The organism is Phenylobacterium conjunctum, assembly GCF_042679085.1.
GTDB classification, from domain to species: domain Bacteria; phylum Pseudomonadota; class Alphaproteobacteria; order Caulobacterales; family Caulobacteraceae; genus Phenylobacterium; species Phenylobacterium conjunctum.
The window spans coordinates 1-18,983 of the sequence record NZ_JBHTLQ010000060.1; the positions used below are offsets into that span (position 1 = coordinate 1).

The window sequence follows — 18,983 nt, forward strand, 5'->3', positions numbered from 1 at the left end:
GGCGTCGTCGCCGGCGACGGCGGACAGGCGCAGCCAGGCCATGGCGCCGGCCGCACGGCCCTCGACCGCCACAACCCCGGAGGGGCCGCGAACTTCAAAGGCGCAGGCCTCGCCGCGTTCGAACAGGGCGCGCAGGCGTCGCGCATGGTCGGGATCCGCGCGCATCAGGGCGGCGACCACCCCTTGCGGCTCGCCATCGTCGACGCCCAGGGCCTGGGCGCAGGCGGCCAGGCTCTCGTCGCCGGAGGCCAGGATGGCGTGGCCGTCCTCCACCGCCAGCAGGGCGGAATCGAAGGCTTCGACGGAGGCCTGGGCGGTCTCGGCCCCGGCGCGCAGGGCGGCGATCTGGCGGCGCAGATCGTGCACGCGCGCCTCGTTGGCGCGCTTCTGGGCCAGGGCCCAGAGCACCGCGCAGATGGCCAGCAGCACCGCGCCCGCGGCGGCGGCCAGGATGAGCTGCATTTCGCTCATTGCGCCCCTTCCGACGCCCGTGCCCGTAGATCGCGAATCATCTTTTGGAACATAGGCCGCGAAAGCGAATTCGGCGATGATCGGCGCATGACCGCGATCCTGTATCCCGTGGCGACCAGTCCCGAGCGTGCGCTCGACGCCAGCCTTGGCGCCGCCGTGCGCGAAAGCGAGGCCCGCAGGCTGGCGGGCGAGCCCGTGGCCTTTGTCGCCGGCCAGGTCGGCCCCGACTTCGAAAGCCGCGAGGCGGCGCTGGACGCCTATCCCGGCTGGGTGGACGACGAGCGGCCCGCGACCCGGGTCCAGATCCTGCCGGAGCATCGCTTCTGCCAGTTGGTGGAGGCGATCCCCGGCCGCAGACCTCCGCCGACGATCTCGCCGGTGAACCGCGACGGCCGCCGCTGGCCGACCCCGCCGCATCCGCCCCGGACCATCTGGCGGCTGATGGTGACCTACTGGCGGCCGGTCTCCGCGGCGCCGGGACCCGTGGCCGAGCCGGTCCATCCCCAGGCCCGCAAGGCCCGCAGATCCAAGGCCGCGAAGGCCGCGCCGGAGACCCTGAACGCCATGGCGCACCAGCCCCTGCGCGCCATCAAGCCGCAACAGCCGCTCGACATCGGCCTGTTCGAGGTGCGGCTGCCGGAGAACCCCAACCTGGTGATGCCCGATGAGTGACCCCGGCCCCCGCAGGGCCCCCAGCCTCGATGAGTTCGCCGCCCTGGCGGAGCAGGCCTTCGCTGGTCTGCCCGAGGCGTTCCGCAGCCTGACCGGCGACGTGATCTTCCGCGTGGAGGAGTTCGCGGAGGTCGAGGTTCTGGAGGAGCTGGGGATCGAGGATCCGTTCGAGTTGTCCGGCCTCTATCAGGGCGTGGACCTGTCCCGCCGCTCGGTGCTGGACCCCAGTCCGCACCCCTCGATGGTCTTCCTCTACCGCCGCCCGATCCTGGACGAGTGGGCGGAGCGCGGCGATGTGACGCTCCTGGAACTGGTCACCCACGTGCTGGTCCACGAGATCGGCCACCACTTCGGCCTGTCCGACGACGACATCGACGCGATCGAGGCGGAGTAGGCTTGGCCCACGACTGGAAGATTCCGCAGCGGGAGTACGCGCGGCAGGAAGCCCGCCGGGGACGGCGTCACGCCTTCGAGACCCTTGATCCCGCCAGCACCGCCTTGGTGGTGGTGGATATGGTCCCGTTCTTCGTGGAGGCCAGTGATCATTGCCGTGACGCGGTTGCGCCGATCAATCGCCTGGCTGAGGGGCTAAGGGGCGCGGGCGGCGTTGTGGCCTGGGTCCTGCCCTCGTCCGAGGAGCCGTTTCCGGACCTGAAAGTCGAGTTCTTCGGGCCGGATATCGCCCAGGCCTATGCCGCGTCAGGCGGCGCCGGCCCCTTGCAAGGCAGGGTTTCGTCGCACCTGGCGACCCAGGCCGGCGACGTCTTTGTGGAGAAGACAGCGGCCAGCGCCTTCTTTCCAGGCCGATGCGACCTGCCGGAGATGTTGCGGACGCGGGGCGTCTCAACCGTCGTGATCGCAGGCACGGTGACGAATGTCTGTTGTGAGAGCTCGGCGCGCGACGCCTCGACCCTGGGTTTCCGCGTCATCATGGCCGCCGACGCCATGTCGGCCCCAACCGACGAGATGCACAACGCCACCCTGACCACCATCTACCGGACCTTCGGCGATGTGCGCGGGAGCGACGAAATCCTCGGCCTTATTGAGGCGGCGCGCGATCCCGGCCGACAACCTTAAATCGGCGTTAGGAAAGTGACGCTTGCGTCATCTTTCTTGACTCGGCCTTGCGCCCGTGAGTTTTTGATCCACATCAAATTCAGGCGGCGCGCCCAGCCGCCGAAGCGCATTCTGGAGGACGAACGGATGGCCGCTGACGGCAACATCACCAAGGACATCATCTACGACGCCGTCGCGCCCGACGACTTCGAGTCCATGCTGGAACTGGACCGGTACAACAACCGCTCCACGGCCTTCGACAAGATCATCTCGGCCACCCACGACCACTTCTGGGATCCGCTCGACAAGAAGTACATCGACTTCGACGAGCCCTTCGACATGGAGAACGAGATGCTCCTGCCGGAGAGCATGATCATCTCGCTGGGCACCGACTATGTGTCCAACCACCTGTCGGACCCCAAGCAGCGCATCCGCTTCGCCAACCAGCAGGCCCTGCGCTCCTTCTCCTCGATCCTGCACGGCGAGCAGGGCGCGCTGAACCTGTCGGCGAGCCTGTGCCATGTGCTCAAGGACCAGGGCGCCCAGGAATACGCCGCCAACCAGACCCGCGAAGAGGCCCGCCACGTCACCGCCTTCGCCAAGTACATCAAGGCCCGCTGGGGCCGTCCGGTGGAATGCGGCCCGACCCTGAAGACCCTGCTGGTCGACATCATCGGCAGCCCGGAGGTCTATAAGAAGATCATCGGCATGCAGATGCTGGTGGAAGGCCTGGCCATGGGCGCCTTCGCCACCTTCTTCAACAATATCAATGACCCGCTCGGCAAGAAGCTGATGCAGCTGGTCATGACCGACGAGGCCTTCCACCACAAGTTCGGGAAGATCTGGGCCGACCGGACCATTCCGAACCTGACCCCGGAAGAGCACGCGATCATCGAGGACTGGGCCGCGCACTGCTTCCAGACTCTGCTGTTCAACCTCGTCTCGCCCTCGCAGCAGCGCGACCTCTATGAGGAGTTCGGCCTGGATCCGGACAAGGTGATCGCCGAGATGGCCGCCATGGTCACCGACGAGACCCGTCGGGAGAACATGAAGGAGCAGACCAACATCTTCCGGGTGCTGGTGAAGACCCTGCTCAACGCCGGCATCATCACCGACCGCACCCGCGGCTTCTACGCCATCTATGTGGACATGGAGGAGCTGAAGACCGAGGGCGACCGGATGGTCGGCGACGATATCGCCGAGGAGGGGATCAAGTACCTCCAGGAGATCAACTTCAAGGATCGCGCCCTGAAGGCGGTGAAGATCGCCGCCGAGTAAGCTGCGACTGATCCTGGTGATCTGCGAACGCCCGCCGGCCCGTCCGGCGGGCGTTTTCGCGTCTGGCTGGGCCGACGACGGGCGCCGCGCTTGACCATTGGTCTCGCCCTCGCCTCAATCAGCGGGTTTCTCGGACCTCCCGGCTCGCGCCCGGGGCGTTTCAAGTTCCAACCCGCCAGGCTTGCCTCTAGCGATGATGTCCATGCGTATCCTGTTGCTCGCGGTCTGCGCCGCGCTCCTGTCTGCGACCTCGGCCGCCGCGGTGACGCCGCCCAAGCCTGAGGAGCATATCGAGCCCACCAAGATGCTGGGCCGCTGGTACGAGGTCGCGCGCCTGCCCAACAAGACCCAGCGCGACTGCCAGGCCGGCATCTCCGAATGGGCGCGCGAGGCCGACGGCTTCGACGTGCTGCAGGTCTGCCATCGCGGCTCGGTCAGCGCCCCGCCGACCGAGTGGAAGGCCAAGGCCAAGGTCCTGGATCCGAAGACCAACGCCCGCTTCAAGATGACCTTCTTCGGCGGCCTGCTCAGCCAGGAGTACTGGGTGCTGGAGCATCGCAGCGACCAGGGCTGGCTGATCCTCGGCACCCCCAATGGCAAGTACCTGTGGCTGATGTCCCAGCGGCCGAGCCTGGCCTCCGGCGTCAAGGCCCAGGCCGTCGCCCGCATCAAGCAGATGGGCTACGACGTCAGCGCCCTGGAATTCCCGCAGCCGGCGCGGAACTGATTTCAGCCCTTGCGTCGGGAACGAAGGCGGAACAGAGTTTCGCCATGGACCTGGCGTCTTCCCTTTCCCGTCCCGAGATCACCACCCAGGTGACGCGCGGCGCAGCCCGGCTGCTCGCTGACCTGGGCTACACGCCATTGGCCGAGGTCTGCCTACCCAATGGCCGGCGCGCCGACCTGATGGCCCTGTCGGCGCGGGGCGAGTTCATGATCATCGAGGTGAAGTCGGGGATCGAGGACTTCCGCGTGGACCGCAAGTGGCGCGAGTACGGCCCCTATTGCGACCGCTTCGCCTTCGCCGTGGCGCCGGAGTTTCCACTGGATATCCTGCCGGAAGACCCGGGCCTGATCGTCGCCGACGGCTTCGGCGGCGCCGTGCTGCGCGAGCCGCCTGTCGCGACCCTGGCCGGCGCGCGTCGCAAGGCCCTGACCATCGCGTTTGGCCGGTTGGCCGCGATGCGGGCGGCGGGGGTGGCGGTGCTGAGCCTGGAGGTCTGAACCCCGATGTCTTCCTGGAAAGCGCGCAGCGCTTGTCCGGGACCCATATGCGCGGGGGTTTGCAGGATAGATCGGTGTCTATGGGTCCCGGTCTTCGGCTGCGCCGAAACCGGGATGACGCCCTATGGCGTGGTCAGCGCGGGGCGCGCTTGGCGAGGATCCGCTGCAGGGTGCGGCGGTGCATGTTCAGGCGCCGTGCGGTCTCGGAGACGTTGTGACCGCAGAGTTCATAGACCCGCTGGATGTGCTCCCAACGCACCCGGTCGGCGCTCATGGGGTTTTCCGGCGGGGGCGGGGCCTCGTCGCCGCGGGCCAGCAGGGCGCGGGCCACGTCGTCGGCGTCGGCGGGCTTGGAGAGATAGTCGATGGCGCCGGACTTCACCGCCGCCACGGCTGTGGCGATGTTGCCGTAGCCGGTGAGCATGACGACCTTGGAGTCTGGCCGGGCCTCGCGGATCGCCTCGACCACCTTCAGGCCGGTGCCGTCCTCAAGCCGCATGTCCAGCACCGCAAAGGCCGGCGGGGCCTGGCGGACCGCGGCGAGGGCCTCGCTGACACTGCCGACCAGGGTGGTCTCGAAGCCGCGTTGTTCAAGTGCGCGACCAAGTCGGGTGCGCAGGGGCGCGTCATCGTCCAGCACCAGCAAGGTCTTGTCGGGCAGGGCCGCAATATCGGCGGAGAGATCAGCCATGGTCTACTTCCGATTGCAGAGCTCGCTAGACGCGCTCCAAGCGTATGATGTCGTCGGTTCGCGCCGCTTCGCAAGTGGCTGTTGCGGCTAAGCTTGCGCGCCCACTTCGATTTGCGACCTTGCCCATCGGGCCTGGACGACGGCGCCGCGGGGACGGCCGTTCTGGAAGGTCACCCGCGCCCCGGTCCGCTCCAGCAGGGTCTTGGCGATGAAGAAGCCCAGGCCCATGCCCACATGGCCGGTCCGCGAGCCCTCCGCGCCCGGCCGGGTGGTCACATAGGGCTCGCCCAGCTTGGCCAGCACCTCGGGCGAGAAGCCCGGCCCGTCGTCGCGCACCTCCATCGACACCCCCTGGGCGTCGAAGCGAGCGGTGATCAGCACCTCGGAGGTGGCGAAGTCGACGGCGTTCTCCACGAAGGAGGTCAGGGCGTGCAGCACCTCCGGCATGCGCCAGATGTCGGGCGCCGAGACGCCGGGCGCGCCGGTGACGATGGCCTCCACGCGCACGTCCTTCTGGTCGGCGTGGGGCTCGATGACCTCGTGGACCAGCTGCAGCAGGCTCATCCGCTCGTGCACCTCGTCGGTGGCGTCGGGGGTTTCGGTCAGGCGGCGCAGGATCTCGCGGCAGCGCTCGGCCTGGGCCATCAGCAGCTCGGCGTCCTCCTTCACGCCAGGGGTCGGCGGATCGCGGGACATCTCCTTGGCGACGATGGCGATGGTGGCGAGCGGCGTGCCCAGTTCGTGCGCCGCGGCGGCGGCCAGGGCGCCCAGGGCCGAGAGCCGCTGTTCCCGCGACAGCACCGCCTGGGTGACATCCAGGGCCAGAGCCATCCGCGCCGACTCCACCGCCGACTGGCGCACATAGCCGCCGATCAGCAGGATGCCGGAGATGTTCGCCGCCGCCGCCGCCAGCAGGTAGTTCGACGATAGCGCCACCTCCATGCCGGCGCGGGCGGGCAGGGGCATGTGCAGCACGGCCAGGGCCCCCGAGACCAGGATCCCCAGGGTCGCCAGAACCGCCACCGGCGCCAGCGGCAGGGTGGCCGCCGCCAGGGTGATGGGGGCGATCAGCATCAGCGAGAAGGGGTTGCCCATCCCGCCGTTGAGATAGAGCAGGCCTGCGGTGTGCAGGATGTCGAAGCCCAGCTGGGCCACGGCCTCCCACTCGCCGGTCACCCGCTGGCCGGGTGAGGCCACGGCGGTGAGCAGGTTGATCCAGGCCGAGGCCCCGATCAGGGCGAAGCACATGGCGTAGGGCGCCTGGAAGTTGAAGACGACCCCGAGGACGCCCAGTATTCCGACCTCGCCCGCCAGCACCATCCAGCGCAGGGTGATGAGGTTGCGCATCCGCAGGCGGCCGCGCTGCGTCCCGCCTGAGGACCAGGCGAGTTCGCCTTGCGCGGCGGCGGGGCTTTGCCTATCGAGACCGGACGAGGCCGCGGGTCTCGACGACGCCAGCTTGGGTTGGGACGCCATCAGGGGCGAGCATCGCTGAGATCGCGTCGCCTGACGAGAGGCCAATACGCATGTCCCGACGGAATCTGTCCCTGGTCGCCATCTGTCTGCTGGGCCTGGCCCTGCTGGTCGGGATCGGCTGGAAGAGCGGCCTGTTCACGCCGCAGCCGGTGGCGACGGTGGGCGGCCCCTTCAAGCTGGTGGACCAGGCCGGCAAGCCGGTCGATCAGTCGGTTCTGAAGGGCAAGTGGACCGCGGTGTTCTTCGGCTTCACCTATTGCCCGGACGTCTGCCCCACCACCCTGCAGGTGCTGGCCCAGGCCAAGGACCGGCTGGGGCCGAAGGGCAAGGACCTGCAGATCGTGTTCATCAGCGTGGATCCGGAGCGGGACACCCCGCAGCAGCTGGCCGCCTATCTGAACAGCGACGCCTTTCCCAAGGGGACCATCGGCCTGACCGGCACGCCGGAGCAGGTGGCCGTCGCCGCCAAGGCCTATCGAGTGTTCTATGAGAAGGCCGGGACGGGTTCGGACTACCTGGTCAACCACTCGACCCCCACCTACCTGATGGACCCCAAGGGCCGGTTCAACCGGGTGCTGCCGTTCGGGATCGGCCCCGACGAGGTGGCGACCCAGGTGGCCAACGCCATGCGCGGCTAGCGGGCGCCGTGGCCCCTGCGACAACCTGAAACGTTAGGGGCTGGACTCTGTTAAGGGCGTCGGTGCTATGTTGCGCCGCAGCAAACAGGGGTCGCCCATGCTCTATTCGCTCTATGAAGCCGGCTACTACGCCTCGACGCCGCTGCGGATGGCCGCCCGCCTGACCCGGGATTTCTGGGGCGCGCATAACAATCCGGCCAAGGATTCGGACCTGGGACGGCGGATGTTCGCCGGCGCCGACCTGTTCGCCAACCTGACCCGGCGCTACGGCAAGCCCGACTGGGGCATCAACAGCGTCGAGATCGATGGCCAGCCCGTGCGGGTTCGCCCGACCGAGGTCTGGTCCAGCCCATGGGTCAAGCTCACCCATTTCGCCCGCGACATGGCGGACCTGCGCAAGGCCGGCCGTCGCGAGCTGGAGCCGGCGGTGCTGATCGTGGCGCCCCTGTCGGGCCACTACGCCACCCTGCTGCGTGGCACGGTCGAGGCCTTCCTGCAGGACCACGAGGTGTTCATCACCGACTGGACCAACGCCCGCGAGGTGCCGCTGCTCGAGGGCCGGTTCGACTTCCACGACTATCTCGACCACGTCCGCATGATGCTGCGCCTGCTGGGCCCGCGCCCGCACGTGGTGGCGGTCTGCCAGCCCGGCCCCGCCGTCCTGGCCGCCGCGGCCCTGATGGCCGAGGACAATGAGGAAAGCCGTCCCGGCACCATGACCTTCATGGGCTCGCCGATCGATGCGCGCCTGTCGCCGACCGTGACCAACAAGCTGGCCGAGGAGCGGCCCTTCGCCTGGTTCAAGTCGAACATGATCTTCAACGTGCCGCCGCCCTATCCGGGCATGGGCCGGCGCGTCTATCCGGGCTTCGTCCAGCTCTACAGCTTCATGTCGATGAACATGGAGCGGCACCAGGACGCCCACCTGAAGTATCTGAACGACCTGATGAACGGCGACGGCGACTCGGCCGAGAAGCATCTGGAGTTCTATGACGAGTACCTGTCGGTGCTCGACCTGACCGAGGAGTTCTATCTCCAGACGGTGGACTATGTGTTCCAGCAGTACCTCTTGCCCAAGGGCGAGCTGGTCCATCGCGGCCGGCCCGTCCGGCCCGAGCTGATCACCGACATCGGCCTTCTGACGGTCGAGGGCGAGAACGACGACATCTCCGGCATCGGCCAGACCCAAGCGGCGCACACCCTGTGCTCGTCCCTGCCCGAGGCCCTGAAGGAGGACTATGTGCAGCCGCACGTGGGCCACTACGGGGTGTTCAACGGCCGCCGGTTCCGCGAGGAAATCTATCCCCGCGTGCGCGCCTTCATCCGCCGCGTCGAGGCCGGGGTCGAAAAGGCCGCCAACGCAGCCTAATTAGGGACCATGTCCCTGTTTCAGCGTCCGCAGGCCTATGCCGACGGCGACCGGCTGGAGGTCGCCGGCGTCGCCGTCCGCCTGAAGGTTCACAGCCGCGCCCGCCGGGTGTCGCTGCGCCTGGACCGCACGCGCCGCGAGGTGGTGGCCACCGCGCCCACCCCCCGCCGGCTGGCCGAGGCCGCCGCCTTCGCCCACGACCGGGCTGAGTGGATCCTGGCCCGGCTGGCCGAGCTGCCCCAGGCCCAGAGCATCGCGCCGGGCGTCACCATCCAGCTGTTCGGCCAGCCCTGCCGGCTGGAGGCCGCCAGCCATCCGGCCCGCTACATCCCCGCCACGGACGACGCGCCGGCCCGCATCGCCGCCCGCGGCGAGGGCGAGGCCTTCGCCCGCGCCGTCATCCGGGTGATCCGGCGTCGCGCGCTGGAGGTGCTGACCGAGCGCACCGCCTATCACTGCGCCCGGCTGGGGGCGAAGCTGCCGGCCATCACCATCATGGACGCCAAGGGGCGCTGGGGCTCATGCCGACCGGCCCTGCCCAACAAGCCCGCCGCGATCCGCTATTCCTGGCGCCTGGCGCTCGCCCCCTTCGAGGTGGCCGACTATGTGGCCGCCCATGAGTGCGCCCACCTGCTGGAGCTCAACCACGGGCCGCGCTTCTGGGCGCATGTGAAGGCCCTGGTGGGCGACGAGCGGCCGCACCGCGCCTGGCTGCGAGCCGAAGGGGCGCGGCTGCACGCGTTCGGGGGGTAGGCTCACCCGTCACCTTGGGTGGGGTAGCCGTGACAGCGCCGATTTCCGCACATCCCGGCGAATGCCGGGACCCCGATCATAGAGCTCGGCCTTGGCGGCAATCCTGCGATGGTGCGCCTTGGTCCCTGCTGCCGGCGTCACCTGGACCCCGGCATTCGCCGGGGTGAGCGGATCAAGCGATCAGAACGGAATATCTTCCGCCTTCGGCTTCTCGGCCGGGGCTTCCGCGGGCGCGGGATTGCCGGACAGGAGGTCCCCGATGGGGTCGGGGGCTGGAGCTTCCACCGGGGGCGGGGTGACCGTGCCGCCGGGGATGGCCTGGGTGCGCAGACGGGGCAGGGCGGCGGTCATGAAGTCGTGCCAGACGCCGGCCGGCGCGCCGCCGCCCGTGACCCGCTTCATCGGGGTGTTGTCGTCGCGGCCGACCCAGACGGCGGTGACGAAGCCGCCGGTGTAGCCGACGAACCAGGCGTCCCGGTAGTCGCTGGTGGTGCCGGTCTTGCCGGCGATGTCGAAGCCGGGGACGCGGGCCCGCGTGCCGGTGCCCGACGCGATCACCTGGCGCATCATCTGGTTCATGTACTGCAAGGCCGGCGAGCCGATCACCGGCTTGCGCTCCGGCTTGTCGACCCCGTGGTCGTACAGGACCTTGCCCGAGGCGGTGCGGATCCGCTCGATCCCATAGCCGTGGGCCAGGAAGCCGCCATTGGCGAAGGGGGCGTAGGCCTGGGCCATGTCCAGCGGGCTGACCTCGACGGCGCCCAGCGCCATGGACGGGTCGAGCTGGATGCGGCTGGTGATGCCCAGCCGGCGGGCGGTGGAGGCGACATTGCCGGTGCCGACCTCATTGGCCAGCCGCGCGGCGACGGTGTTGATCGACTGGGCCAGGGCCGTCTCCAGCGTCATCGGGCCCAGGTACTTGTTGGTGTAGTTCTTGGGCTCCCAGTCGCCGATCTTCACCGGCTCGTCGACCACCGGGGTGGCGGGGGTGCGGCCCTGCTCCATGGCGGTCAGGTAGACGAAGGGCTTGAAGGCCGAGCCGGCCTGGCGCTGGGCCATGGTGGCGCGGTCGAACTGGCTGTCGGCGTAGCGGGCGCCGCCCACATAGGCGCGGATCCGGCCCTCGCCGTCGATGGCGACCAGGGCGCCTTGCTGCACCCCCTGGCCGGCGGCGGCCGTGACCCCGCGGGACAGGGACTGTTCGGCGGCGGCCTGGATCGGCAGGTCCAGGGTGGTCTCGACCACCAGGTCCTCGGTGGGCTCGCCGACCAGGCTGCGGACCTGATCGTCCACCCAGTCGGTGAAGTATTGGGCGCGCTGGTTGGCCAGGACCGGATTGACCCGCACCGGGGTGCGGAAGGCCTCGGCCCGCTGGTCCGGCGTGATGGCGCGGGTGCGGACCATCTCGTCCAGCACCACGGTGGCGCGACGGGCGGCGCGGTCGGTGGAGGAGACCGGGCTGTAGCGCGACGGCCCCTTCATCATGCCGGCCAGCAGGGCGCTCTCGCCGATGGTCAGTTGGCTGGCGGGCTTGCCGAAATAGCGCTGGGCGGCGGCCTCGATGCCATAGGCGCCGGCCCCGAAATAGACCCGGTTCAGATAGAGGGCGAGGATCTCCTTCTTGGAGAACTTCGCTTCCAGCCAGATGGCCAGGATCAGCTCCTGGGCCTTGCGGCGGTAGTTCTGGTTCGGGGTCAGGAAGAGATTACGGGCCAGCTGCTGGGTGATGGTTGAGCCGCCGCGCAAAGGTCCGCCATTGTGGGTGGCGTTATAGATGCCGCTGCGCAGCATGCCCCAGGGGTTGAAGCCCGGGTGCCAGTAGAACCAGCGGTCCTCGATGGCCACGAAGGCGGCCGGCACGTACTTGGGCAGCTTGTCCAGGTCCACGGGCGGGGCGAACTGGCTGCCGCGCACCGCCACCAGGGCGCCGGAGCGGTCCAGATAGGAGATCGAGGGCTGACGCTTGACGTCGTAGAGCTTTGAGGTGTCCGGCAGGTCGACCGCGAACACCGCGAAGAAGGCCACCAGGAAGATCAGCCCCCAGACGCCGACGACGGCGCCCCAATAGATGACGGCCTGGGCGGGGGTGCGAGCAGCCTTCTGGGGGCCGCGGGGACCTTGCGCGTTGGCCATGGGGCCTGTCGAACCTCGTAAAGACGTCTGGCGAACGAATAGCTTAGCGCGAAGGAACACGCGACAAGATTGACGAGGGATGAATGGGGCGCGGGTTAGGCGTCCCGTCCTGCGCGAACATGGTTTCCGAACCTGGCCATGATGGGCAATGGTTGGGCGATGGGGTGGACGGCGATCATTGCGGCGGGACTGGTGGCGGTGAGCGGGCTCAGCGCCCGCGAGGTGCATGGCCCCGGCTTCGAACTGGTGGTCATCGACAGCCTCGACAAGCCGGACGGCCCCTTCTGGTTCGTGCCCCACGACAATGAGGCCGCCGCCTGGCGCGTCGGCCTGGAGGCCTTGCAGGCGCATGGCGGGCGGCTGGTGGCGGTGGAGAACGCCGGCCGCCGCATGTGGCCGGCGCCTTGCCCTGTGTCCTGTGATCCGAACCGGTCGCTGGGGGCCAACCCCTATGGGGACGCGGTGATCCGCCTGATGTCGCCGGGCCAGCCGGTGGTGGGCCTGCACACCAATGCGCCTGGGCGTCGGGGCCTGGGGGCTGGGGCGGGCACTACCTGGGCCGACGCCCGCGACCGCAATGTCTGGATGCCCAGAGCCCTGGCCGGCTTCGCTGACGGCGACGCCCTGGCCATCGTGGCCGGGACCAGGCCCAAGTCCGACGCCGCGCCGCCGTGCCTGCCGAACTTCATGATGGGCGGCGCCCCGATGCTCTATGAAGAGGTGCGCGACGGCGGCGATGGCTCAATGTCGAACGACTTGGCCCTGCGCCAGCCTGAGCGGACCTATGTGGCCCTGGAGGCGCGGCATGGCGACGACGACTCCCTCCGGGCGCTGCTTGCGATCCTGATGGCCTGCCCAGCCTACGCCCAGCCCTGAAGCGCTTCGTGCCCCAAGGTCTGCTCTGCGTTTTCGCATAGTGCAGTTGCGAAAAATTAGCTTGTGCTCGATCTTAACACCGTTATCTTAGCGATGCTTAGTTCACGTCGCGTCACGGTGGGGATACCGGGGCGGCCCACGGCGGGGACCAAAGCCGAGCCCTTTTCGGGTTCGTTTCCTCCCCGAACCTGGAAGACCACAACATGAAGCTCCAAGCCCTCGTCGCGGCCCTCGCCGCCGTGGCCGGCCTGTCGGCCGCCGCCCCCGCCCTGGCCGGCGAAGCCGTCGTCGCCAAGCTCGCCGCTCCGGTGGCCGCCTCCACCAAGTTCATCGCCGGCGGCGCCATGTTCAGCTGCGCCGGCGACACCTGCGTCGCCACCGCCCCGACCTCGCAGACCTATTCCACCGCGGCCTGCAAGACCGTGGCGAAGTCGGCGGGCGCCGTGACCTCCTTCACCCTCGCGACCAAGAGCCTGGACGCGGACAAGATTTCGGCCTGCAACGCGGCCGCTTCCAACACGCAGGTCGCCAAGCGCTAAGGCGCGCCTCCCAGCCGACCCTTAGTCGAGCCTGCATACTCAAGGGACGCCGTCAGCCCACGGCGTCCCTTTTTTCTTGTCGGGCCCTATTCCCCGATTGGCCTTTTTCTTTCTCCGGACTCCCGCCGGTCCGGCTTTGGCCTTAAGAGGCCCGCCTCATGTCGGACGAAGCTTCTCCCCTTTCCCGCGCCGCGGTGGTCCCTCAGGGTCCCGCGCCCCTGTCGGTCCTGATGGACGCCTTGATGGCCGAGGTGGCCGGTCCCGGCGCCGAGCCGGTCTCGGTCAGCATCGACTACGGTCCCGCCGTTGCGCCCGGCCAGGCCCTGACCCTGGAGGGTTGGGTGGACCGGGCGACCCGCACCATCGTTTTCGCCAGGGGCCGTGTCCTGACCGCCGATGGCGGCGTCGCAGCCCAGATTTCAGCCGTTTTCCGTAGGGGCGCCCCACCGGCTGGAGCCAATCCGGACAAGGCCTGAAGGCCGACAAAGGGCGCCGGTTCGGTTGCGGCGCCGAAAATCGCGTGCTAACAGGCGCGCGGCTTAGGGCCAGGGGGCCTCCAGGGTCCTGTTGGCCAGTGTTCTTTTCCGAGCGCTTTCAAGCCTTTAGGCTACGGTTGGGTCAAACCTTCCGCGGCTGTTCCTACGCACCGGGCGGACAATTCAGTGGCGGACGATTCCAAGACTTCCAATGTGGGCGACCGATACGCCCAGGCTCTGTTCGATCTGGCGACCGAAGAGAAGACCGTCGCGGCTGTGGCCGCTGACCTTCAGTCGCTGAAGAAGATGAGCGCCGAGTCCCAGGACTTCCGCGTCCTGCTGGCCTCTCCGGCGTTCAGCGCCGAGGACAAGGGCAAGGCGCTGGCCGCCCTGGCCGCCAAGGCCAAGTTCCATGCGACCACCCAGAAGTTCCTGGGCCTGATCGCCGCCAACGGCCGGGTCTCGGCCCTGCCGGCGGTGATCGTCGGCTTCGAGGCCCTGGCCGCCAAGGCCCGCGGCGCTGTCGCCGCCCAGGTCGTGACGGCCCTGCCGCTCACCGCCGCCCAGACCAAGGGCGTCGCCCAGGCCCTGCGCACCGCGCTCGGCGCCGATCCCGAAATTACGACCCGCGTCGATCCCTCCCTCCTGGGCGGCATCAAGGTGCAGGTCGGTTCCCGCCTTTTCGACGCTTCGCTTCGTTCGAAGCTCGATTCCCTCAAGTTCGCCCTGAAGAGAGCGTAAGCCATGGATATCCGCGCCGCCGAGATTTCGGCCATCCTGAAGTCCCAGATCGCCAACTTCGGCCAGGACGCCGACGTCTCCGACGTCGGCCAAGTGCTGAGCGTCGGTGACGGCATCGCCCGCGTGTTCGGCCTCGACAATGTCCAGGCCGGCGAAATGGTCGCCTTCCCCAAGGCCGGCGTGAAGGGCATGGCCCTGAACCTGGAACGCGACAACGTCGGCGTCGTGATCTTCGGCGAAGACCGCGCCATCGCGGAAGGCGACGAAGCTCGCCGCCTCGGCGAAATCGTGGACGTGCCGGTCGGCAAGGGCCTGCTGGGCCGGGTCGTGAACCCGCTGGGCGAGCCGATCGACGGCAAGGGCCCGATCCAGAACGTGGCCGAGCGTCGCCGCGTGGACGTGAAGGCCCCGGGCATCATCCCGCGGAAGTCGGTGCACGAGCCCGTGCAGACCGGCCTGAAGGCCATCGACACCCTGATCCCGGTCGGCCGCGGCCAGCGCGAGCTGATCATCGGTGACCGTCAGACCGGCAAGACCGCCGTCGCCATCGACGCCATCCTGAACCAGAAGGCCGTCAACGCCGGCGACGACGAGAGCGCCAAGCTCTACTGCATCTACGTCGCCATCGGTCAGAAGCGCTCCACCATCGCCCAGATCGTGAAGACGCTCGAAGAGCGCGGCGCGCTGGAATACACCATCATCGTCTCGGCGACCGCCTCGGAGCCGGCCCCGCTGCAGTTCCTGGCCCCCTTCGCGGGTTGCGCCATGGGCGAGTGGTTCCGCGACAACGGCATGCACGCCCTGATCATCTATGATGACCTGTCCAAGCAGGCCGTGGCCTATCGCCAGATGTCCCTGCTGCTGCGCCGCCCGCCGGGCCGCGAAGCCTATCCGGGCGACGTGTTCTACCTGCATAGCCGCCTGCTGGAACGCGCCGCGAAGCTGAACGAGGACAACGGCTCCGGCTCGCTGACCGCTCTGCCGGTCATCGAAACCCAGGCCAACGACGTGTCGGCCTACATCCCGACCAACGTGATCTCGATCACCGACGGCCAGATCTTCCTGGAAACCGACCTGTTCTTCCAGGGCATCCGCCCGGCCGTGAACGTCGGTATCTCGGTGTCGCGCGTGGGCTCCTCGGCCCAGATCAAGGCGATGAAGACCGCCGCCGGTCCGATCAAGGGCGAACTGGCCCAGTATCGTGAAATGGCCGCCTTCGCGAAGTTCGGCTCTGACCTGGACGTCACCACTCAGCGTCAGCTGGCTCGTGGCGAACGCCTGACCGAGCTGCTGAAGCAACCCCAGTACGCCCCGCTGTCGGTGGAAGAACAGGTCGCCGTGATCTACGCCGGCACCCGCGGCTACCTCGATGGTATCCCGACCGCCGCCGTCGGCCGCTACGAAGCCGAGCTGCTCGCCCACCTGCACGCCAAGCACCAGTCGCTGCTGGACACCATCCGCACCACCAAGGATCTGAAGGGTGACGTGGAAGGCCAGCTGAAGGCGGCCCTGGAAGCCTTCACCAAGACGTTCGCTTAAGCGGCGCCTGGGGAGCTAGGGAATGGCCAGCCTCAAGGAGATGCGCAATCGGATCGGAAGCGTGAAATCCACGCAGAAGATCACGAAAGCGCTGCAGATGGTCGCGGCGGCGAAGCTTCGCCGCTCGACCGAAGCGGCCCAGAACGCCCGGCCCTACGCGGAGCGTATGGCCGCGGTGATCGCCAATCTTGCCCAGGGCGTGTCCGGTGACGGCGCGCCGCGCCTGCTGGTCGGCACCGGCAAGGACACCAAGCAACTGCTGATCGTCGCCACCTCGGACCGCGGTCTGGCGGGCGGCTTCAACAGCTCGATCGTGCGCATGGCCCGGGAGAAGATCTCGACCCTGCTCGCCGAGGGCAAGGACGTCCGGATCATCACCGTCGGCCGCAAGGCCCGCGACCAGCTGAAGCGCGCCTATGGCGACCGCTTCGTGGCCAGCTTCGAGGCGGGCGCGAACCCGACTCTCGCGGTGGCCCAGGAAGTGTCCCAGAAGGTCATCGAGCTGTTCGACGCCGGCGAAGCCGACGTGGTCACCCTGGCCTTCTCGCGCTTCCGCTCGGTGGTCCAGCAGACCCCGACCCTGTCGCAGCTGATCCCGGCTCAGGTCACGGGCTCCGCGCCCCTCGATCTGAAGGGCGCGGCCTATGAGTACGAGCCGGACGGCGAGGCGATCCTTGAGACCCTGCTGCCGCGCAACCTGACGGTCCAGGTGCTGTCGGCGATGCTCGAAAACCAGGCCGGGTTCTTCGCCGCCCAGATGACGGCGATGGACAACGCGACCCGCAACGCCGGCGACATGATCGCCGCCCTCACCCTGACATATAACCGCTCACGCCAGGCGCAGATCACCAAGGAGCTGATCGAGATCATCTCCGGCGCCGAAGCGATCTAACCGAAAGAGTCCGAAACCATGGCTACGACCCCCAAGGCTCCCGCCAAGAAGGCCGCCGCTCCGAAGGCCGCTGCGGCTCCGAAGGCCCCCAAGGCCGCCGCGCCCGCGGCCGCCAAGAAGGCTCCGGCCGCCAAGGCCGCCGCCCCGACCGTCGCGGTCAAGGGCGTGGCCACCGGCAAGATCGTCCAGGTCATCGGCGCCGTCGTCGACGTTGAGTTCGACGGTCACCTGCCGGCGATCATGAACGCCCTGGAGACGACCAACGTCGACCAGCGGACCGGCCAGCCCTTCCGCCTGGTGCTGGAAGTCGCCCAGCACCTGGGTGAGAACACCGTCCGCACCATCGCCATGGACACCACCGAGGGTCTGACCCGCGGCCAGGCCGTGGTCGACACCGGCGCCGGCATCACCGTTCCGGTGGGCCCGGCGACCCTCGGCCGCATCATGAACGTCATCGGCGACCCGATCGACGAAGCCGGCCCGATCGCCACGACCTTCACCGCCCCGATCCACCGCGAGGCTCCGTCCTTCGCCGATCAGTCGACCTCGGCCGAAGTGCTCGTCACCGGCATCAAGGTCATCGACCTGCTCTGCCCCTACACCAAGGGCGGCAAGACCGGCCTGTTCGGCGGCGCGGGCGTCGGCAAGACCGTGACCATGCAGGAGCTGATCAACAACATCGCCAAGGCCTACGGCGGTTACTCCGTGCTGGCCGGCGTGGGTGAGCGCACCCGCGAAGGCAACGACCTGTACCACGAGATGATCGAGTCCAAGGTCAACCTGCCGGGCGGTGGCGAAGGCTCCAAGTGCAGCCTGGTCTATGGCCAGATGAACGAACCCCCGGGCGCCCGCGCCCGCGTGGCCCTGACCGGCCTGGCGCAAGCGGAGTACTTCCGCGACGTCGAGGGCAAGGACGTGCTGCTGTTCGTCGACAACATCTTCCGCTTCACCCAGGCCGGCGCCGAAGTGTCCGCTCTGCTGGGCCGCATCCCCTCGGCCGTGGGCTATCAGCCCACCCTGGCCACCGAGATGGGCAACCTGCAGGAGCGCATCACCTCGACCACCAAGGGTTCGATCACTTCGGTCCAGGCCATCTACGTGCCCGCCGACGACCTGACCGACCCGGCGCCCGCCGCCTCGTTCGCCCACCTGGACGCCACCACCGTGCTGTCGCGCGACATCGCCGCCCAGGCCATCTTCCCGGCCGTTGACCCGCTGGACTCCACCAGCCGGATCATGGACCCGCTGGTGATCGGCGAAGAGCACTACTCCGTCGCGCGTCGCGTCCAGGAAACCCTGCAGGCCTACAAGGCCCTGAAGGACATCATCGCGATCCTGGGCATGGACGAGCTCTCGGAAGAGGACAAGCTGACCGTGGCCCGCGCCCGGAAGATCCAGAAGTTCCTGTCCCAGCCCTTCCACGTGGCCGAGCAGTTCACCAACATGCCGGGCATCTTCGTGAGCCTGGAAGACACCATCCGCTCCTTCAAGGCGCTGGTGGACGGTGAGTATGACCACCTGCCGGAAGCGGCCTTCTACAACGTCGGCACCATCGAAGACGCGGTGGCCAAGGCCGAGAAGCTGGCCGCGGAAGCCTAAGCGATCATGGCTGGCAAGCTCCACTTCTCCCTCGTCTCGCCGGAGCGTGAGCTCTATGCGGGCGAGGTCGACCAGGTCGACGCGCCGGGCTCCGAAGGCGACTTCGGGGTCCTGGCCAACCACGCGCCGTTCATGACCGCGCTCAAGGAAGGCCGGGTCCGCGTCTATGTCGGCGGCAAGACCACCGACTTCGACGTCAAGGGCGGTTTCGCGGATGTGACCCCGGAAGGGCTGACCATTCTCGCTGAGCATGCTCAAGAAGTCGCCAGCTAGGCGATCCGCCTCGCCTTGGCCGCAAACTCCGCTTAGGGGACTTGCGAGGCGCTAAGTCTTTAAGTGGTATAAGCGCTAGAAGCCTCGCCGTTCATGCGGCGGGGCTTCAAGTACGAAGTGGAGCGGGTTCGCCGAACGATGTTGGGCGGCCCCTCGTGAGAGGAAACGAGACATGCGCACCGCCGCCATCGCCAGCCTTATCGCCGTCGCCGGTCTTGCCAGCGCCGCTGCGGCCCAGACGACCGCGGATCCCGCGGCCCCGGCGGCCCCCGCCGCGCCGCCCGCCG

Annotated in this window: 20 protein-coding genes and 1 pseudogene; 17 read left to right on the forward strand and 4 right to left on the reverse strand. The window is 68.4% G+C overall.

The genetic code is table 11. The annotated features are described in order from the left end of the window. Positions 1-471: pseudogene (locus ACFQ27_RS18000) on the reverse strand (two-component sensor histidine kinase); the annotation flags it as partial. Between the two features lie 87 nt (positions 472-558). On the opposite strand from ACFQ27_RS18000, the gene ACFQ27_RS18005 reads away from it, so the two are divergent. The 6 genes from ACFQ27_RS18005 (at position 559) to mmcB (ending at position 4,701) form a co-directional block, all read left to right on the forward strand. Continuing rightward, positions 559-1,143 carry a hypothetical protein gene (locus tag ACFQ27_RS18005; RefSeq protein ID WP_377354565.1) on the forward strand — a complete coding sequence of 195 codons (585 nt, stop codon included), beginning with the start codon at positions 559-561 and terminating at the stop codon, positions 1,141-1,143. After that, positions 1,136-1,537, forward strand: coding sequence for a metallopeptidase family protein (locus ACFQ27_RS18010; RefSeq protein WP_377354567.1), 402 nt, complete (start codon positions 1,136-1,138; stop codon positions 1,535-1,537). The genes ACFQ27_RS18005 and ACFQ27_RS18010 overlap by 8 nt, the downstream gene beginning before the upstream one ends. A 2-nt stretch (positions 1,538-1,539) precedes the next feature. Then, positions 1,540-2,220, forward strand: coding sequence for an isochorismatase family protein (locus ACFQ27_RS18015; RefSeq protein WP_377354569.1), 681 nt, complete (start codon positions 1,540-1,542; stop codon positions 2,218-2,220). Between the two features lie 126 nt (positions 2,221-2,346). After that, on the forward strand, positions 2,347-3,477 hold the full coding sequence (locus ACFQ27_RS18020) for a ferritin-like domain-containing protein (protein ID WP_374345901.1): 1,131 nt from the start codon (positions 2,347-2,349) through the stop codon (positions 3,475-3,477). Between the two features lie 202 nt (positions 3,478-3,679). Beyond that, on the forward strand, positions 3,680-4,204 hold the full coding sequence (locus tag ACFQ27_RS18025; RefSeq protein ID WP_374345902.1) for a lipocalin family protein: 525 nt from the start codon (positions 3,680-3,682) through the stop codon (positions 4,202-4,204). Positions 4,205-4,248: 44 nt separating this feature from the next. Beyond that, positions 4,249-4,701 carry a DNA repair putative endonuclease MmcB gene (mmcB, locus tag ACFQ27_RS18030; protein ID WP_377354570.1) on the forward strand — a complete coding sequence of 151 codons (453 nt, stop codon included), beginning with the start codon at positions 4,249-4,251 and terminating at the stop codon, positions 4,699-4,701. A 133-nt stretch (positions 4,702-4,834) separates the two neighbouring features. Here the strand turns inward: mmcB and ACFQ27_RS18035 are convergent, their stop codons facing one another. Beyond that, entirely contained in the window at positions 4,835-5,392 is a 558-nt protein-coding gene (locus ACFQ27_RS18035; protein WP_374345905.1) for an ActR/PrrA/RegA family redox response regulator transcription factor, read from the reverse strand. Positions 5,393-5,479: 87 nt separating this feature from the next. After that, positions 5,480-6,868 (reverse strand): ActS/PrrB/RegB family redox-sensitive histidine kinase, encoded by a 1,389-nt coding sequence (locus tag ACFQ27_RS18040; RefSeq protein ID WP_377354571.1) that lies wholly within the window; start codon positions 6,866-6,868, stop codon positions 5,480-5,482. A gap of 50 nt (positions 6,869-6,918) precedes the next feature. Here ACFQ27_RS18040 and ACFQ27_RS18045 point away from each other — a divergent pair, with 50 nt between their 5' ends. The 3 genes from ACFQ27_RS18045 (at position 6,919) to ACFQ27_RS18055 (ending at position 9,628) form a co-directional block, all read left to right on the forward strand. Next, positions 6,919-7,506 carry an SCO family protein gene (locus ACFQ27_RS18045; RefSeq protein ID WP_374345907.1) on the forward strand — a complete coding sequence of 196 codons (588 nt, stop codon included), beginning with the start codon at positions 6,919-6,921 and terminating at the stop codon, positions 7,504-7,506. A 97-nt stretch (positions 7,507-7,603) separates the two neighbouring features. Further along, entirely contained in the window at positions 7,604-8,875 is a 1,272-nt protein-coding gene (locus ACFQ27_RS18050) for a polyhydroxyalkanoate depolymerase (RefSeq protein ID WP_374345908.1), read from the forward strand. A gap of 9 nt (positions 8,876-8,884) precedes the next feature. Continuing rightward, positions 8,885-9,628: a M48 family metallopeptidase gene (locus ACFQ27_RS18055; protein ID WP_377354572.1), complete on the forward strand. Its 744-nt coding sequence runs from the start codon at positions 8,885-8,887 to the stop codon at positions 9,626-9,628. 180 nt (positions 9,629-9,808) lie between these two features. On the opposite strand, the gene ACFQ27_RS18060 is transcribed toward ACFQ27_RS18055, so the two are convergent. After that, positions 9,809-11,761, reverse strand: coding sequence for a transglycosylase domain-containing protein (locus ACFQ27_RS18060; protein WP_377354573.1), 1,953 nt, complete (start codon positions 11,759-11,761; stop codon positions 9,809-9,811). Between the two features lie 138 nt (positions 11,762-11,899). Between ACFQ27_RS18060 and ACFQ27_RS18065 the strand changes: the two genes are divergently transcribed. The 8 genes from ACFQ27_RS18065 (at position 11,900) to ACFQ27_RS18100 (ending at position 18,696) form a co-directional block, all read left to right on the forward strand. Then, entirely contained in the window at positions 11,900-12,637 is a 738-nt protein-coding gene (locus ACFQ27_RS18065; protein ID WP_377354574.1) for a hypothetical protein, read from the forward strand. A gap of 203 nt (positions 12,638-12,840) precedes the next feature. Then, positions 12,841-13,176: a CC_3452 family protein gene (locus tag ACFQ27_RS18070; protein ID WP_374345912.1), complete on the forward strand. Its 336-nt coding sequence runs from the start codon at positions 12,841-12,843 to the stop codon at positions 13,174-13,176. 158 nt (positions 13,177-13,334) lie between these two features. After that, entirely contained in the window at positions 13,335-13,652 is a 318-nt protein-coding gene (locus ACFQ27_RS18075) for a hotdog domain-containing protein (protein WP_377354575.1), read from the forward strand. A gap of 186 nt (positions 13,653-13,838) precedes the next feature. After that, positions 13,839-14,393, forward strand: a complete 555-nt coding sequence (locus ACFQ27_RS18080) for a F0F1 ATP synthase subunit delta (protein ID WP_374345914.1) — start codon at positions 13,839-13,841, stop codon at positions 14,391-14,393. A gap of 3 nt (positions 14,394-14,396) precedes the next feature. Next, positions 14,397-15,932 carry a F0F1 ATP synthase subunit alpha gene (gene atpA / locus ACFQ27_RS18085; protein ID WP_374345915.1) on the forward strand — a complete coding sequence of 512 codons (1,536 nt, stop codon included), beginning with the start codon at positions 14,397-14,399 and terminating at the stop codon, positions 15,930-15,932. A gap of 22 nt (positions 15,933-15,954) precedes the next feature. Beyond that, the gene (locus tag ACFQ27_RS18090; protein WP_377354576.1) at positions 15,955-16,824 is read left to right on the forward strand and encodes a F0F1 ATP synthase subunit gamma; all 870 of its coding nucleotides are present in this window, start codon (positions 15,955-15,957) and stop codon (positions 16,822-16,824) included. A gap of 18 nt (positions 16,825-16,842) precedes the next feature. Further along, positions 16,843-18,423, forward strand: coding sequence for a F0F1 ATP synthase subunit beta (gene atpD / locus ACFQ27_RS18095; RefSeq protein WP_374345918.1), 1,581 nt, complete (start codon positions 16,843-16,845; stop codon positions 18,421-18,423). A gap of 6 nt (positions 18,424-18,429) precedes the next feature. Next, positions 18,430-18,696 carry an ATP synthase F1 subunit epsilon gene (locus ACFQ27_RS18100; protein WP_374345920.1) on the forward strand — a complete coding sequence of 89 codons (267 nt, stop codon included), beginning with the start codon at positions 18,430-18,432 and terminating at the stop codon, positions 18,694-18,696. The last annotated feature ends 287 nt before the right edge of the window (positions 18,697-18,983 follow it).

What these genes read in the sequence shown, in the direction of transcription:
- ACFQ27_RS18005 (WP_377354565.1), top strand. Translation starts at nt 559, where the DNA reads ATGACCGCGATCCTGTATCCCGTGGCGACCAGTCCCGAGCGTGCGCTC.
- ACFQ27_RS18010 (WP_377354567.1), top strand. Translation starts at nt 1,136, where the DNA reads ATGAGTGACCCCGGCCCCCGCAGGGCCCCCAGCCTCGATGAGTTCGCC.
- ACFQ27_RS18020 (WP_374345901.1), top strand. Translation starts at nt 2,347, where the DNA reads ATGGCCGCTGACGGCAACATCACCAAGGACATCATCTACGACGCCGTC.
- ACFQ27_RS18025 (WP_374345902.1), top strand. Translation starts at nt 3,680, where the DNA reads ATGCGTATCCTGTTGCTCGCGGTCTGCGCCGCGCTCCTGTCTGCGACC.
- mmcB (WP_377354570.1), top strand. Translation starts at nt 4,249, where the DNA reads ATGGACCTGGCGTCTTCCCTTTCCCGTCCCGAGATCACCACCCAGGTG.
- ACFQ27_RS18035 (WP_374345905.1), bottom strand. Translation starts at nt 5,392, where the DNA reads ATGGCTGATCTCTCCGCCGATATTGCGGCCCTGCCCGACAAGACCTTG.
- ACFQ27_RS18040 (WP_377354571.1), bottom strand. Translation starts at nt 6,868, where the DNA reads ATGGCGTCCCAACCCAAGCTGGCGTCGTCGAGACCCGCGGCCTCGTCC.
- ACFQ27_RS18045 (WP_374345907.1), top strand. Translation starts at nt 6,919, where the DNA reads ATGTCCCGACGGAATCTGTCCCTGGTCGCCATCTGTCTGCTGGGCCTG.
- ACFQ27_RS18050 (WP_374345908.1), top strand. Translation starts at nt 7,604, where the DNA reads ATGCTCTATTCGCTCTATGAAGCCGGCTACTACGCCTCGACGCCGCTG.
- ACFQ27_RS18055 (WP_377354572.1), top strand. Translation starts at nt 8,885, where the DNA reads ATGTCCCTGTTTCAGCGTCCGCAGGCCTATGCCGACGGCGACCGGCTG.
- ACFQ27_RS18060 (WP_377354573.1), bottom strand. Translation starts at nt 11,761, where the DNA reads ATGGCCAACGCGCAAGGTCCCCGCGGCCCCCAGAAGGCTGCTCGCACC.
- ACFQ27_RS18065 (WP_377354574.1), top strand. Translation starts at nt 11,900, where the DNA reads ATGATGGGCAATGGTTGGGCGATGGGGTGGACGGCGATCATTGCGGCG.
- ACFQ27_RS18070 (WP_374345912.1), top strand. Translation starts at nt 12,841, where the DNA reads ATGAAGCTCCAAGCCCTCGTCGCGGCCCTCGCCGCCGTGGCCGGCCTG.
- ACFQ27_RS18075 (WP_377354575.1), top strand. Translation starts at nt 13,335, where the DNA reads ATGTCGGACGAAGCTTCTCCCCTTTCCCGCGCCGCGGTGGTCCCTCAG.
- atpA (WP_374345915.1), top strand. Translation starts at nt 14,397, where the DNA reads ATGGATATCCGCGCCGCCGAGATTTCGGCCATCCTGAAGTCCCAGATC.
- ACFQ27_RS18090 (WP_377354576.1), top strand. Translation starts at nt 15,955, where the DNA reads ATGGCCAGCCTCAAGGAGATGCGCAATCGGATCGGAAGCGTGAAATCC.
- atpD (WP_374345918.1), top strand. Translation starts at nt 16,843, where the DNA reads ATGGCTACGACCCCCAAGGCTCCCGCCAAGAAGGCCGCCGCTCCGAAG.
- ACFQ27_RS18100 (WP_374345920.1), top strand. Translation starts at nt 18,430, where the DNA reads ATGGCTGGCAAGCTCCACTTCTCCCTCGTCTCGCCGGAGCGTGAGCTC.